13 protein-coding genes are annotated in these 13,422 nt (G+C 67.9%); 10 read left to right on the top strand and 3 right to left on the bottom strand.

All coding sequences use genetic code 11. The annotated features are described in order from the left end of the window. The first annotated feature begins 53 nt into the window (after positions 1–53). From ACFQ4G_RS11700 to ACFQ4G_RS11675, 6 genes are all read left to right on the top strand, one after another. On the top strand, positions 54–881 hold the full coding sequence (locus ACFQ4G_RS11700; protein ID WP_238206582.1) for a CPBP family intramembrane glutamic endopeptidase: 828 nt from the start codon (positions 54–56) through the stop codon (positions 879–881). A gap of 56 nt (positions 882–937) precedes the next feature. Next, the gene (locus ACFQ4G_RS11695) at positions 938–1,732 is read left to right on the top strand and encodes a thymidylate synthase (protein ID WP_238206583.1); all 795 of its coding nucleotides are present in this window, start codon (positions 938–940) and stop codon (positions 1,730–1,732) included. After that, the gene (locus tag ACFQ4G_RS11690) at positions 1,732–2,241 is read left to right on the top strand and encodes a dihydrofolate reductase (RefSeq protein WP_238206584.1); all 510 of its coding nucleotides are present in this window, start codon (positions 1,732–1,734) and stop codon (positions 2,239–2,241) included. Before ACFQ4G_RS11695 ends, ACFQ4G_RS11690 begins: the two co-directional genes overlap by 1 nt. A 183-nt stretch (positions 2,242–2,424) precedes the next feature. Beyond that, positions 2,425–3,600, top strand: a complete 1,176-nt coding sequence (gene hflK, locus ACFQ4G_RS11685; RefSeq protein ID WP_238206586.1) for an FtsH protease activity modulator HflK — start codon at positions 2,425–2,427, stop codon at positions 3,598–3,600. Further along, entirely contained in the window at positions 3,597–4,550 is a 954-nt protein-coding gene (hflC, locus tag ACFQ4G_RS11680; RefSeq protein ID WP_238206588.1) for a protease modulator HflC, read from the top strand. The genes hflK and hflC overlap by 4 nt, the downstream gene beginning before the upstream one ends. 82 nt (positions 4,551–4,632) lie before the next feature. Beyond that, a complete protein-coding gene (locus ACFQ4G_RS11675) occupies positions 4,633–6,156 on the top strand; it encodes a Do family serine endopeptidase (protein ID WP_238206591.1) in 1,524 nt (507 codons plus the stop codon). Positions 6,157–6,216: 60 nt separating this feature from the next. On the opposite strand, the gene serB is transcribed toward ACFQ4G_RS11675, so the two are convergent. Next, complete coding sequence (gene serB / locus ACFQ4G_RS11670) at positions 6,217–7,113, bottom strand: phosphoserine phosphatase SerB (RefSeq protein ID WP_238206593.1); 897 nt, start codon at positions 7,111–7,113, stop codon at positions 6,217–6,219. A 17-nt stretch (positions 7,114–7,130) separates the two neighbouring features. Between serB and miaA the strand changes: the two genes are divergently transcribed. After that, on the top strand, positions 7,131–8,084 hold the full coding sequence (gene miaA / locus ACFQ4G_RS11665; protein WP_238206595.1) for a tRNA (adenosine(37)-N6)-dimethylallyltransferase MiaA: 954 nt from the start codon (positions 7,131–7,133) through the stop codon (positions 8,082–8,084). On the opposite strand, the gene ACFQ4G_RS11660 is transcribed toward miaA, so the two are convergent. Together ACFQ4G_RS11660 and moaA are read right to left on the bottom strand one after the other, a co-directional pair. After that, the gene (locus ACFQ4G_RS11660) at positions 8,062–8,928 is read right to left on the bottom strand and encodes an NAD(P)-dependent oxidoreductase (protein WP_238206597.1); all 867 of its coding nucleotides are present in this window, start codon (positions 8,926–8,928) and stop codon (positions 8,062–8,064) included. The two genes, miaA and ACFQ4G_RS11660, sit on opposite strands and share 23 nt — an antisense overlap. Before the next feature lie 79 nt (positions 8,929–9,007). Continuing rightward, complete coding sequence (gene moaA, locus ACFQ4G_RS11655; protein WP_238206598.1) at positions 9,008–10,042, bottom strand: GTP 3',8-cyclase MoaA; 1,035 nt, start codon at positions 10,040–10,042, stop codon at positions 9,008–9,010. A gap of 192 nt (positions 10,043–10,234) precedes the next feature. On the opposite strand from moaA, the gene ACFQ4G_RS11650 reads away from it, so the two are divergent. The 3 genes from ACFQ4G_RS11650 (at position 10,235) to ACFQ4G_RS11640 (ending at position 13,422) form a co-directional block, all read left to right on the top strand. Further along, positions 10,235–10,723, top strand: coding sequence for a gamma-butyrobetaine hydroxylase-like domain-containing protein (locus tag ACFQ4G_RS11650; RefSeq protein WP_238206601.1), 489 nt, complete (start codon positions 10,235–10,237; stop codon positions 10,721–10,723). Next, entirely contained in the window at positions 10,714–12,099 is a 1,386-nt protein-coding gene (locus ACFQ4G_RS11645) for an MATE family efflux transporter (protein ID WP_238206602.1), read from the top strand. Before ACFQ4G_RS11650 ends, ACFQ4G_RS11645 begins: the two co-directional genes overlap by 10 nt. Positions 12,100–12,240: 141 nt before the next feature. Then, a complete protein-coding gene (locus ACFQ4G_RS11640) occupies positions 12,241–13,422 on the top strand; it encodes a glycosyltransferase (protein WP_238206651.1) in 1,182 nt (393 codons plus the stop codon).

The raw sequence follows: 13,422 nt of genomic DNA, 5'->3' as shown, positions 1-13,422 counted from the left end.
GGTTGAATATAGAGGGAGAGGCGTCGCTTTTGAAGCCCGATCCTGGCGCAGAGATGCCCGTCGATCGGGCGATGATGGAATTGGCGCCGTCGACCGGGGCCGCGGGGCCGCGCCGCTCACCGATCAGGCTCGCCGCGACCGCCCTGCGCGACGCCCTCGGCCTCGTTCTGACGACGCTGCTCGTCATGGTCACGGCGGCGGTCGTCGCGATGCTGATCGTGCGGGTCGGGGCCGATCTCCTGCAGGGGATCGATCCCCTCGCCAGCGAGGCACGCCGTCCCCGGCTCTATCCGCAGCAACTCGTGCTGCGCGAAGTGGCGAGCGACATCCTGCGCCAGTTACTGATCGTGGGGATCGTCATCGGCGCGGCCATCGCCTCCGGAGGATCGACGTGGCGCCGAAAACTTGCGCTCACCCCGGTGGAAGCACCCGGCCTCCCGCCCCGGCGCTTCCTCGTGATCGTCCTGCTCTGGCCGTTCCTGCACATCCTCTGGGTGATCGGAACGGCGGAGGCGTTCCACATGGCCTTCGGCCGCAATGTCGGCCTGTCCCCGCTGCTCAGCCGGAACGGAGCGGTGGCGTGGCTCGCCTTCACAATCGTCCTGGCGCCCGTCGCCGAGGAATTGCTGATGCGCGGCGCGATGTTCGAGCGGGCCTCGCGCTTCCTCCGGCCCTGGGGCGCCATCCTCGCCACCTCGGCCCTGTTCGCGCTGCTTCACCTGCAGGTCGGCAGCGTCGCCCGGCCGGTCTCGCTCATCCCCCTGGCCCTGATGCTCGGCTGGCTGCGCTGGCGGACGGGGCGACTGTGGCCCTGCATCCTGCTTCATGTCTGGAGCAACCTCGCCGTCGTCGCCTATCTGCTGTGGCCGGGACCGGCGTGACGGCTCGCCTCGCGGCCCGGTTCGGGGTATCGCCTGAGGCAGAACACGGGACCCCGATGCACGCGTATCATCAGCTTCTCGAACGCATCCTCTCGGAAGGCGTCCGCAAGGACGACCGGACCGGCACGGGGACGCTCTCGGTCTTCGGCCACCAGATGCGCATCGACCTCGCGAACGGCTTTCCGCTGGTTACGACGAAGCAGCTGCACCTGCGATCGATCATCCACGAATTGCTGTGGTTCCTCACCGGCGACACCAACGTCCGTGCTCTCCAGGCCAACGGCGTGACGATCTGGGACGAATGGGCCGATGCCGAGGGCGATCTCGGCCCGGTCTACGGCCGGCAATGGCGCTCCTGGGCGAAGCCCGACGGCGGCGCAGTGGACCAGATTTCATGGGTCGTCGACGAGATCGGGCGCAACCCGGATTCCCGTCGCCTGATCGTCTCGGCCTGGAACCCGGCCGATCTCGACAGGATGGCGCTGGCGCCCTGCCATTGCCTGTTCCAGTTCTACGTGGCTGAGGGGCGGCTCTCGTGCCAGCTCTACCAGCGCTCGGCCGACGTCTTCCTCGGCGTGCCGTTCAACATCGCTTCCTACGCGCTTCTCACCGCGATGATCGCGCAGGTCACGGGCCTGACGCCCGGCGATTTCGTCCATACGCTCGGTGACGCACATCTCTACGTGAACCATCTCGACCAGGCGCGCCTCCAGCTCACCCGCGAGCAGCGTCCTTTGCCGCGCCTCGTCCTGAACCCCGACATCCGCTCGCTCTTCGATTTCCGCTTCGAGGACATCGCCATCGAGGGCTATGCGCCGCACCCCGCCATCCGCGCGCCGGTGGCCGTCTGATGGCACCGGTCTCTCACCGCCCCCTCGTCAGCCTGATCGCCGCGGTCGCCCGCAACGGCGTCATCGGCCGCGACAACGGCCTGATCTGGCGCCTCGGCAGCGACCTGCGCCGGTTCAAGGTGCTGACCATGGGCAAGCCGGTCCTGATGGGCCGCAAGACCTACGATTCCATCGGCCGGCCGCTGCCGGGGCGACGCATCCTCGTCCTCACCCGCGACCGATCGTTCTCGGTGGCCGACGTGACCGTCGTTCATGACTGGGAGGGCGCCGTTGCGGCCGCCGGCGAGGCCGAGGAACTCATGGTGGCCGGTGGCGGCGAGATCTACGCGCTGGCGCTGCCCCATGCCGATCGCATCTATTTCACCGAGGTCGAGACGAGCCCGGACGGCGACACCCTGTTCCCGGCCTTCGACGCCGGCGACTTCCGTGAGGTCTCGCGCGTCGAACACATGGCGGGCGAGCGGGATGAATGCGCCTTCGCATTCGTTGATCTGGAACGCGCCCGGTAGCTCTATGCCGCGACGCATCGCGCAAGAGCGCCCGGCGCTGTTGCCTTTCCTCTTCACGATGCCCACTTGCCAGCCTTGACAGGACGGAGTGGCGACACTCAGTACCGTAGGACGGATGAGCTTCGGCGACGCGCGCCGGTCCGGCCACGGACGACACTGCCTCAGCGGGAGATATCGGCGAGCATGCCTTGGAGCAATCAGAGCGGCAGCGGTGGCGGCAACGGGGGAGGGCCCTGGGGCCGTGGCAGCGGCGGCAATGGAGGCGGGGGCGGCCCGTGGGGTAACGGCGGCGGTGGTGGCGGCGGCAAGACGCCCCCGGATCTCGAAGAGATGCTGCGCCGCGGTCAGGACCGCCTGCGCGGGATCATTCCCGGCGGCTCGATGGGTGGCGGCAAGGGCGTCGCTATTGCGGGCGGCATCGTCGTCCTTATCTGGCTGGCGACCGGCATCTACACGGTGGCGCCGCAGCAGGTCGGCATCGAGACGATCTTCGGCCGCTACACGAACACCACCGGCCAGGGCCCGCACTACAACTTTCCCTATCCGATCGGCGCCGTGACGAAGCCGAATGTCGGACAGGTGAACAGCATCCAGATCGGTTATCGCGCCGGCCTCGGATCCCAGTCCCGCACCGCTGACAAGCCGGAGGAGAGCCTGATGCTCACCGGCGACGAGAACATCGTCGATCTCGATTTCGAAGTGCAGTGGCGCATCAACCCGCTGAAGGCGTCGGACTTCGTCTTCAACCTCGAAAATCCCGAAGGAACGATCAAGGCGATCTCCGAGAGCGCCATGCGCGAGGTGATCGGTCGCCGCAATATCCAGGCGATCCTCACCAACGAGCAGTCGAGCGTGGCTCAGGAGGTCAAGGAGATCACCCAGAAGGCCCTCGACGAATACGGCGCCGGCGTGCGGATCGAGGTGGTCCAACTCGTCTCCGTCAACCCGCCGCCGGACGTGCGCCCCGCCTTCATCGACGTGAACGCCGCACAGCAGGATGCCGAGCGCGCCCAGAACGAAGCCCGGACCTATGCGAGCCGCGAGGTTCCGCAGGCTCGCGGTAAGGCGTCGCAGATCGTCCAGGCCGCCGAGGCCTACAAGACCCAGGCGACGGCGGACGCGACCGGTCAGGCGTCGCGGTTCCAGCAGGTCTACGATTCCTACAAGCTCGCACCGGCGATCAGCCGCGAGCGCATCTTCCTCGAAACGATGGAGCGGGTCCTGGGCTCGGTCAACAAGGTCATCATCGACCAGAACGGGACCGGCGTCGCCGGCAGTTCGAGCGGAGCGGGCGTGGTCCCCGTGCTTCCCCTCGCTGAATTCGGTAATCGCACCACCAGCACTGGAGCCGCCCGATGAACGGTTCCGCTCTCCGCACCGCCGTCGTCGCCATCGTTGCGGTGCTCGCCGTCGCCCTCTACGCGTCCGTCTTTACCGTTGGACAGATGCAGCAGGCCCTGGTCATCCAGTTCGGGCGCGTCCGTACCGTGCTCAACCAGACCGGCACCGAGAAGCCCGGGCTGTATTTCAAGATCCCGCTCATCGAGAACGTCGTGCTGTTCGACAAGCGCGTGCTCGATCTCGACCTTCCGGTCCAGACGCTGTTGACGGCCGATCGTCAGAATCTCGAAGTCGATGCCTTTGCCCGCTACCGCATTCTCGATCCGCTACGGTTCTATCAGTCGGCGAACAATGTGCTGCGCGCCAACACGCTTCTGGCGAGCTTCACCAACTCGGCCCTGCGCAACGTGCTCGCCCGCTCGACCCGTGACGCCATCGTGCGGACGGAGCGCTCGCACCTGATGAACGTGATCCAGGCCGACGTGAACACCCAGGCGAAGGAGCTCGGTGTCGAGATCGTCGACCTGCGCATGACCCGCGTCGATCTGCCGGCCCAGAACTCCACCGCCGTCTACAAGCGGATGATCACCGAGCGTAACCGCGAGGCGGCCGATATCCGCGCCAACGGCGACCAGATCGCGGCCACGATCAAGGCGAAGGCCGACCGTGACGTGACGGTCGTCCTCTCCGAGGCCAACCAGACCGCCGAGACCCTGCGCGGTCAGGGCGACGGCGACAAGAACCGCATCCTCGTCGAGGCCTATGGCAAGGATCCGGACTTCTTCGCTTTCTATCGGTCGATGCAGGCCTACGAGACGGGCCTGAAGGGACCCGAGACCCGCCTCGTGATCAGCCCGAACTCGGATTTCTTCCGGTATTTCAGCGATCCGCAGGGACGTTCGCCGGCGACCGCTCCGCGGCCTCCCGGTGCGCCTGAGCCGGGTGCGACAACCGGGACGGTGCGCTAGCACGGCTCACCATCGCCCGACCGGCCCTTGATCGTCCGCCTCGGCGGACGATGTTAAGCCTCGTTCCAGCAAGAGGTCGACCATGATCCCCGCCGCGAGCGCCATAACGGCGCGACGTCCCCGAGCACTCCGCCACTCCGCGCGCTCGGCCTTCGCCGCCATGTCGCTCGCCACCGCGGTGGCCTTCACCGGCCTGTCCACCCCGGTCCTCGCCAAGGGGCCGGAATCGCTCGCGGACCTCGCCGACAAGGTCACGGACGCCGTGGTGAACATCTCGGCTTCCACAACGGTGGAGGCCAAGGCGCCTGGCCGGACGATGCCTCAGCTGCCGCAGGGGACCCCGTTCGAGGATCTCTTCGAAGAGTTCTTCAACAAGAAGGGCCAGCGTGGGGACGGTGATTCTCCGCGGCAGCAGTCGCGCAAGTCGAACTCGCTCGGGTCTGGCTTCATCATCGACGCCTCCGGCATCGTTGTGACCAATAACCACGTGATCGGCGACGCCAACGACATCCAGGTGATCCTGCACAACGGCACCAAGCTGAAGGCCGAGATCATCGGCAAGGATCCCAAGATCGATCTCGCCGTCCTGCGGGTGAAGCCCGAGGCCGACAAGCCGCTCAAGGCGGTGCCGTTCGGAGATTCCGAGAAGATGCGCCCGGGCGATTGGGTCATCGCCATCGGCAATCCGTTCGGTCTCGGCGGATCGGTCTCGGCCGGCATCGTGTCGGCGCGTGGCCGCAACATCGAATCCGGTCCCTACGACAATTACATCCAGACCGACGCGGCCATCAATAAGGGCAATTCCGGCGGCCCGCTGTTCAATATGGACGGCGAGGTCATCGGCATCAACACGGCGATCCTGTCGCCCACGGGCGGCTCGGTCGGCATCGGCTTCGCCGTTCCCTCCGCCACCGCCTCGCAGGTCATCGACCAGCTTCGCGAATTTGGTGAGGTCCGCCGCGGCTGGCTCGGCGTGCGCATCCAGAACGTCGATGACGCCACGGCCGACGCTCTCGGCCTCAAGGGCGGCGCCAAGGGCGCGCTGATCGCGGGCGTCGACGAGAAGGGCCCGGCCAAGGCCTCCGGTCTCGAGGTCGGCGACGTCATCACCAAGTTCAACGGGACGGTGGTGAAGTCGTCGAGCGATCTTCCGCGCATCGTCGCCTCCACGCCGGTGGGCAAGGTGGTCGAGGTCATCGTCGTGCGGAAGGGCGCCGAGACCACGAAATCTGTGACCCTCGGTCGCCTGGACGATCCGGAGAAGCCGCAGCTCGCCAACGCCAAGCAGCCGGAGGCCGAACCCGCCATCCGCCAGGCGCTCGGCCTCAACCTGTCGGGGATCACTGACGAGCTGCGCCGCCGTTTCAGCATCAAGGACAGCGTGAAGGGGGTGGTCGTCACTCGGGTCGATCCGAACTCCACCGCCGCCGACAAGCAGATCAAGCCCGGCGAAGTCATCGTGGAAGTCGGCCAGGAGTCGGTCGCGTCTCCTGCCGACGTGACGAAGCGGGTCGACCAGCTGAAGAAGGACGGCCGCAAATCCATCCTGCTGCTCGTGGCAAGCGCGTCCGGCGACGTGCGGTTCGTGGCGATCGGGCTAGAGTAGCCTTCTCTGCAATTAGCGAAGTTCAGAAGGCCGTCGCCCTGTGGGTGGCGGCCTTCGTCGTTACTGGACGAATTCGCTCGCCCCATAACCCTGCAGGTAGAGAAGCGCCGTGAGATCGCCGTGGTCGATGCGGACATGCGCCGCCGCGGCGACCTTCGGCTTGGCGCGGAAAGCGACGCCGAGGCCGGCCTCGCCGAGCATGTCGAGGTCGTTCGCGCCGTCGCCGACCGCCAGGGTGTCGCCGTGCTCCAGCCCGAAGCGCGAGCGGAGGGCGACCAGCGTCGCCCGTTTCGTTTCCTTGCCGACGATGGGCTCGAGCACCTCGCCGGTGAGGCGACCGTCCCTGACGCCGAGCGTCGTCGCATGGGCCTCGTCGAACCCGATCGTCGCCGAGATCGGTCCGGTGAACAGGGTGAAGCCACCGGACACCAGGCAAGTGTGAGCGCCGTTGGCCTTCAACGTGTGGACCAGCGTGCGGCCGCCCGGCGTGAGGGTGATGCGATCCCGGATGAGATCGTCGACGACACCGACCGGCAGATCACGCAGCAGCGAGACGCGTTCGCGCAGGGCCGGCTCGAAGGCGATCTCGCCGCGCATGGCTCGCTCGGTGATGGCGGCGACGCGGTCCTTCAGGCCGATCGTGTCGGCGAGCTCGTCGATGCATTCCTGCTCGATCATGGTGGAATCCATGTCGGCGAGGAACAGGCGCTTGCGGCGATGCGGGCCGGCGACCTGAACTGCGACATCGAAGGGCTCGGCGGCGAAGGCCGCCCGCAGGCGCCGCGCCAAGCCTGGAGCCTCCTCGGCGGAACCAGGGAGCAGGACCTCCGCGGCCACCTCGCCGTGGAGGATGCGCGGCTGATGCTCCGTCCGCAGCACGGAACGGGCTTCCGCAAGGACCGCATCGGTGATGGCGGGCCGGCTCTCGTTTGCTATCAGGGTCGCGACGAGGGTCATCCGGGAGTTTCCACGCCTTGCCGCCGGTCACGGACGGATCACACGGACAGGCGCCCCCGGCGGCGATCCTCATCGCAGGGCCCACCGCCTCGGGCAAGTCCGGCCTCGCGACGGAACTCGCGCGCCGTTACGACGGCGTGGTGGTCAACACCGATTCGATGCAGGTCTATGCCGATCTGCGACGGCTCTCGGCAAGGCCGAGCCCGGAAGAGGAGGCCCTGGCGCCTCACAGGCTCTACGGCCACGTGGACGGGGCGGTGAACTACTCGGCCGGACATTTCGCCCACGATGCCGCGAGACTGCTCGGTGATCCGGATGGAAAGCTGCCGATCTTCGTCGGCGGCACCGGCCTGTATTTTCGCGCCCTGGAGGAGGGGCTGTCCGACCTGCCGCCGGTGCCGGACGAGGTCCGAGCCATGATTCGGGCCAAGGCCGAGGACCGCGCGACCGAACGGCTCCATGCCGATCTGGCGGATGTCGACCCGGCGGGAGCCGCGACGCTGCGCCCGAGCGACCGAGCTAGGATCATGCGCGCCCTCGAAATCTTCGCGGCGACGGGGCGACCGATCTCGGCCTTTCATGGCGATCGCATCGCCGGACCGCTCGCGGGCAAAACGCTGATCAAGCTCTTCCTGGCACCGGACCGCGATAGTCTCCGCCACCGCATCGATGCCCGTTTCTCGGCGATGATCGCGAAGGGTGCCCTCGACGAAGTCGCCGCCCTGCGCGAGCGCCGTCTCGATCCGCTCCTGCCGATCATGCGGGCGCACGGCGTGCCGGGTCTCATCGCCTATCTCGACGGAGTGATCCCCCTCGCGGAGGCGATCCAGCGCGGCCAGGGCGATACGCGGCGCTACGCCAAGCGGCAATTCACCTGGTTCCGCCACCAGATGGGCGAGGACTGGACCTGGATCGATCCCGATGCGGCTCTCTCCCTGGCGACGGGCCTCATGTCTCCAGGCGGGCGATGAGGCTCGACGTATCCCAGCGGTTGCCGCCCATGGCCTGCACGTCGGCATAGAACTGGTCGACGAGGGCCGTGACCGGAAGCTTGGCGCCGTTGCGCCGGGCTTCCAGCAGCAGAATGCCGAGATCCTTGCGCATCCAGTCGACGGCGAAGCCGAAATCGAACTTCTCGGCGTTCATGGTGCGGCCGCGATTCTCCATCTGCCAGGAACCGGCCGCGCCCTTCGAGATCACGTCGAGGACCGCATCCACGTCGAGCTCCGCGCGCTTGGCGAAGTGGATCGCCTCCGACAGGCCCTGGACGATGCCGGCGATGCAGATCTGGTTGACCATCTTGGTGAGCTGGCCAGAGCCGGCCGGCCCCATCAGGCGCGACGCCTTGGCGAAGCTCAGGATCGCGGGCTCGACCGTGGAATAGGTGGCTTCGTCGCCGCCGCACATTACCGTCAGCGCCGCATTCTCGGCACCGGCCTGACCGCCCGAGACGGGAGCGTCGATGAAGCCGAGGCCGAGTTCCGACGCGGCCTGAGCCAGCTCGCGGGCGGCCTCGGCGGAGGCCGTGGTGTGGTCTACGAAGACGGAGCCCTTCTCCATCCCGGCGAAGGCGCCGTCCTGGCCCAAAGTCACGCCGCGCAGGTCGTCGTCGTTGCCGACGCAAGCGAAGACGATCTCCTGCCCGGCGGCCGCCTCGCGGGGCGTCGCCGCGGCGACGCCGCCATTGGCCTTGACCCAGGCTTCGGCTTTTGCCGTCGTCCGATTGTAGACGGTGACCTCGTGGCCCTTCTTGGCGAGGTGTCCCGCCATCGGGCCGCCCATGACCCCGAGGCCCAGGAACGCGACCTTCGCCATCATCCGTCTCCATTCGTGATTACGCTGGAGGCGGGTCTAGATACGATGGCCGGAGGGGTCAAACGGCGGAAGGTCGGCCTCAGCCGCCGGTAACGCTCATGTGGCGCGGCACGGCGGCGGGGCGGGCACGCTCGATGACGAAGTCGTGACCCTTGGGCTTGCGTGCGATGGCGTCGACCACGGCCTGCGTGACCAGGGCGTCGTCCGGCGAGGCGCGCAGGGCCGCGCGAAGGTCGGCGGCATCCTCCTGGCCGAGGCACATGTAGAGCTTGCCCGTGCAGGTGAGGCGGACGCGGTTGCAGCTCTCGCAGAAATTATGGGTCAGCGGCGTGATGAAACCGAGTCGGCCCCCGGTCTCGGCGATGCGGACGTAACGCGCGGGTCCCCCGGTCCGGTCGGGCAGAGGCGTCATGGTGTAGCGCTGCTCCAGCCGCGCGCGGGCGACGGAGAGGGGCAGGAATTGGTCGGTGCGGTCGCCCTCGACCTCGCCCAGGGGCATGACCTCGATCAGGGTCATGTCCATGCCGTCGCCATGCGCCCAGGCGATCATGTCGGCGATCTCGTCCTCGTTGACGCCCTTCAGCGCCACGGCGTTGATCTTGACCTTTATCCCTGCCTTGCGTGCCGTCTCGATGCCGTCGAGCACCACTTTCAGGTCGCCGCGTCGGGTCACGGCGCGGAACTTGTCCGGGTCGAGGGTATCGAGCGACACGTTCACGCGCTTGACTCCGAGTTCGGCGAGTTCGGAGGCGAAGCGACCGAGCTGCGTCCCGTTCGTCGTCATCGTCAGCTCTTCGAGAGCGCCGGTGTCGATATGGCGGGAAAGCCGCCGGAACAGATGCATGATATCGCGCCGAACCAGCGGCTCTCCGCCGGTGATCCTGAGCTTCATCACACCGCGATCGATGAACACGCCACAGAGCCGATCCAGCTCCTCCAGCGAGAGCAGGTCGCGCTTGGGCAGGAACGTCATGTCGTCGGACATGCAATAGACGCAGCGCAGGTCGCAGCGGTCCGTCACCGAGATCCGAAGGTAGGTGATCGCACGTTGGAACGGGTCTATCAGGGGCGCAGAGGTCTTCGATGCGACGCGTTCGGCGACAGCAGCACCCATGGGGAACTCGTGACTTGGGCCAGGGGAGTGACTTGGGCCTGGGGAAATGTCGGGAGCGTGGTCGCGCGAGGAACCTAGCATCACTGGCATATGAGACGTCGCGGGCGCGGGGGCAAGCGCATGGCGGCGCATACCCCATGTGTCCTACACATATATTGCATCCAGACCGGTTTAGGGCATGAGATTTCCAGCATGAGCCAGCATCACGCCGACCCCAATTCCACCGGCCGGCAGGTCGCCGCGCCGGAGCGCTGGCCGACCGAGATCCGCCTGTCCGGGGACAAGAGGACCCTCAACGTCGCGTTCGAGGATGGCGGCAAGTTCGCGCTGCCGGCGGAGTATCTCCGCGTGTCGAGCCCCTCCGCCGAGGTCCAGGGTCATTCGCCCTCGGAGCGCAAGGTCATCGGTGGCAAGCGCGACGTGGCGATCCTGTCGGTGGAGCCGGTGGGCAATTACGCGGTGAAGCTCACCTTCGACGACATGCACGATACCGGCCTGTTCGGCTGGGCCTATCTCTATGATCTCGGCCGCGAATACCGGAATCGCTGGGCGAAATACCTGTCGGAGCTCGAGGAGCGCGGCCTCGTGCGCGATGCGGCCCGGCGTCCGGCGGCGAATGCCTCGAAAGGCGAGCCGCCCAAGGGCGAGGGGAGTTGCGGCAGCGGGTGCGGATGTCACTGACCGCCGCCGCGGAACCGCACGCGACCCGGACACCGACGCCCGCCACCAGCCGCCGCATCCTGGCGCTGGCGCTGCCGATGACCCTCGCCAATGTCACGACGCCGCTGCTCGGCTTCGTCGGAGCGGCGGTGATCGGGCGCCTCGGTGACGCCGCCCTGCTCGGCGCGATGGCGCTCGGTGCCGTGATCTTCGATGCGATCTTCTGGTCGTTCGGCTCGCTCCGGATGGCGACGGCGGGTCTCACCGCGCAGGCTTTGGGCGCTCGTGACACCATGGAGATCGACCGGATCCTGGCCCGCTCGCTCGCGGCCGGCATCCTGGTGGGCCTCGTCATCGTGGCCGCCCAAGTGCCGATCGCCGCCGGGGCCTTCTCGCTCAGCGGCGCGAGTCCGGCGGTGATCGCGGGGCTCGCCACCTATTTCCACATCCGCATCTTCGCCGCCCCGTTCACCCTCGCGAACTACGCCATCCTCGGCTCGGTGCTCGGCCGCGGGCGCACGGATCTCGGCCTGCTGCTGCAGGTGGCGATCAACCTCGCCAATATCGTCCTGACGCTGATCCTGGTCCTCTACGCGGATATGAGCGTCGCGGGCGCCGGCCTCGCCACGCTGGTCGCCGAGGCCGCCGGAGCCGGTCTCGGCCTCGTCCTGCTGGCCCGCCTCGGCTCGCACCCGTTCTCCGTGCCGTTCCGGGTCGTGCGCGATCCGCTCGCGCTGGCGCGGATGCTGAGCGTCAATGCCGACGTGATGATCCGGACCCTGCTGCTGGTCGGGGCGATCGCGCTGTTCTCCGCCCTCGGCGCGCGCTCGGGCGATGTGATCCTGGCGGCGAATGCCGTCCTGTGGAATCTCTTTCTCATCGGCGGCTTCTTCCTCGACGGTTTCGCCACGGCGGCCGAGACCCTGTGCGGTCAGGCCGTCGGAGCGCGCGACGAGGCTGGGTTCCGGCGGGCAGCCCGCCTGAGCCTGTTCTGGTGCGTCGTCTTCGGCATGGCGGTGGCGACCCTGTTCCTCGCCTTCGGCCAGGCATTCATCGAGACGGTGACGACGAGCCCGGAGGTGCGCGCGACGGCGCGTGCCTATCTCGTTCCCGCAGCACTCGCTCCCCTCGTCGCCTCGGTGCCCTTCGCCTATGACGGCATCTATATCGGCTCGACCTGGACGCGGGCGATGCGCAACCTGATGATCGCGGCGACCGGCATCTATGCCACGGCCCTCCTCGTCGCCCATTCCGCCGGATTGGGAAACATGGGCCTCTGGCTCTCCTTCCTGACGCTGCTGGCCGCAAGGGGCGCCAGTCAGGCCCTGGCCTATCCGGGCCTCGCGAAGCGGACCTTCATGGACCTTCGGTCTGCGACCCCGCCCCGGACGGTCTGATCGCCGCCGGATGGCTGCCGTTCAGCTTCGATCGATAAAGTCCGCCTCGCCCACCTGCCGGGAACCGCGTCCGGGCTCGCCCGCACCGTCCCATCGGAGTCCTTCGTGCCCTACTCGACCCTCTTCGACGTCGCCCCCGGGATCGATACGTCGTCCCGCTTCCCCGCCTCGGTTCCGGACACCATCATCGCCCTGCCGGTCCGCAACGAGGCCGAGCGAATCGAGGCGTGCCTGCGCGCGATCGACGCGCAGGAAGGCGTGCGGCCGGGCAGCCTCGGCCTGTACCTTTTCCTGAACAACTGCACCGACGGCACCGACCGCATCGTGTCCGAACTCGCGGAGACGATGTCGATTCCGGTCCGCGTCCGCTTCGTGACGTTCGACGGAGCTCATGCGGGCTGGGCGCGGCGGGCCGCCATGGATGCTGCCGCCGAATGGATCGGACCGGACGGCACGGCCGGGACGATCCTGTCCTCGGATGCCGACAGCCGGGTGCCTTCGGACTGGGTCGCGCGCAACCTCGCCGCCCTCGATGCCGGCGCCGATGCCGTCGCGGGGCGTATCCAGATCGACGAAGACGAGTGGGCGGCCCTGCCGAAATCCCTTCGGGCGCGGGGAAAGCTCGAAGACGCCTACAGCGATCTGCTCACCGAGGCGGAAGCCCGGATCGATCCGGATCCGCACGATCCCTGGCCCTGCCACCGCACGACGATCGGAGCCACGCTCTCGGTCCGCCTCTCGGCCTATCGGCTGGTGGGCGGCATGCCGATGATCGCGCTCGGCGAGGACGGCGCCTTCGTGGCCGCCCTCCTGCAGCACGGCCTCCGGGTCCGCCATGCCAAGGATGTCGTCGTCACCGTGTCGGGCCGGCTCGTCGGCCGCGCTCCGGGCGGCGTCGCCGACACGATCCGGGCGCGTTGCGAGGTGCCCGACAGCCTCTGCGATGCCCGCCTCGAAGCGGTACCGCGCGCGCTCTACCGTTACCTGTGGCGGCGTCGCCTGCGTCGTCTCCACGCCACGGGCGGTCTTGCGACGACCCGTGTCTGGTCGCGCAAACTGTCGGTTCCGGCTGCGGATGCCGAGCGGATCGCGAAGCAGCCCCTCGTCGGCCTCGCCGTGGCCGAGATCGAGCGCGTCAGCCCTCGTCTGGTCTATCGTCCGCTCGGGCCCCGGCAATTGCCCCGCCACATCCGCATCGCGACCATCGTCCTCTTCGTCCTGCGGTCCGCCTCCGCTTTGCGGAGTCGCTTGCATTCGGCGGCCCCCGCCTCGCCCGTCCTGCCCGGAACGAAGGCGATGGCCGTCGATTCGGGCTCCAACTGA

This window comes from Methylobacterium marchantiae (assembly GCF_042679825.1).
Classification (GTDB): domain Bacteria; phylum Pseudomonadota; class Alphaproteobacteria; order Rhizobiales; family Beijerinckiaceae; genus Methylobacterium; species Methylobacterium marchantiae.
The sequence above is the reverse complement of the archived record's forward strand: the minus strand, read 5'-3'. Positions and strand labels throughout refer to the sequence as shown.

Bases quoted from the DNA above. Each gene is read 5' to 3' on its own strand.
- ACFQ4G_RS11700 (WP_238206582.1), top strand. From the start codon at position 54: ATGCCCGTCGATCGGGCGATGATGGAATTGGCGCCGTCGACCGGGGCC.
- ACFQ4G_RS11650 (WP_238206601.1), top strand. From the start codon at position 10,235: ATGAGCCAGCATCACGCCGACCCCAATTCCACCGGCCGGCAGGTCGCC.
- serB (WP_238206593.1), bottom strand. From the start codon at position 7,113: ATGACCCTCGTCGCGACCCTGATAGCAAACGAGAGCCGGCCCGCCATC.
- hflK (WP_238206586.1), top strand. From the start codon at position 2,425: ATGCCTTGGAGCAATCAGAGCGGCAGCGGTGGCGGCAACGGGGGAGGG.
- ACFQ4G_RS11690 (WP_238206584.1), top strand. From the start codon at position 1,732: ATGGCACCGGTCTCTCACCGCCCCCTCGTCAGCCTGATCGCCGCGGTC.
- moaA (WP_238206598.1), bottom strand. From the start codon at position 10,042: ATGGGTGCTGCTGTCGCCGAACGCGTCGCATCGAAGACCTCTGCGCCC.
- ACFQ4G_RS11645 (WP_238206602.1), top strand. From the start codon at position 10,714: ATGTCACTGACCGCCGCCGCGGAACCGCACGCGACCCGGACACCGACG.
- ACFQ4G_RS11675 (WP_238206591.1), top strand. From the start codon at position 4,633: ATGATCCCCGCCGCGAGCGCCATAACGGCGCGACGTCCCCGAGCACTC.
- ACFQ4G_RS11695 (WP_238206583.1), top strand. From the start codon at position 938: ATGCACGCGTATCATCAGCTTCTCGAACGCATCCTCTCGGAAGGCGTC.
- ACFQ4G_RS11660 (WP_238206597.1), bottom strand. From the start codon at position 8,928: ATGGCGAAGGTCGCGTTCCTGGGCCTCGGGGTCATGGGCGGCCCGATG.
- hflC (WP_238206588.1), top strand. From the start codon at position 3,597: ATGAACGGTTCCGCTCTCCGCACCGCCGTCGTCGCCATCGTTGCGGTG.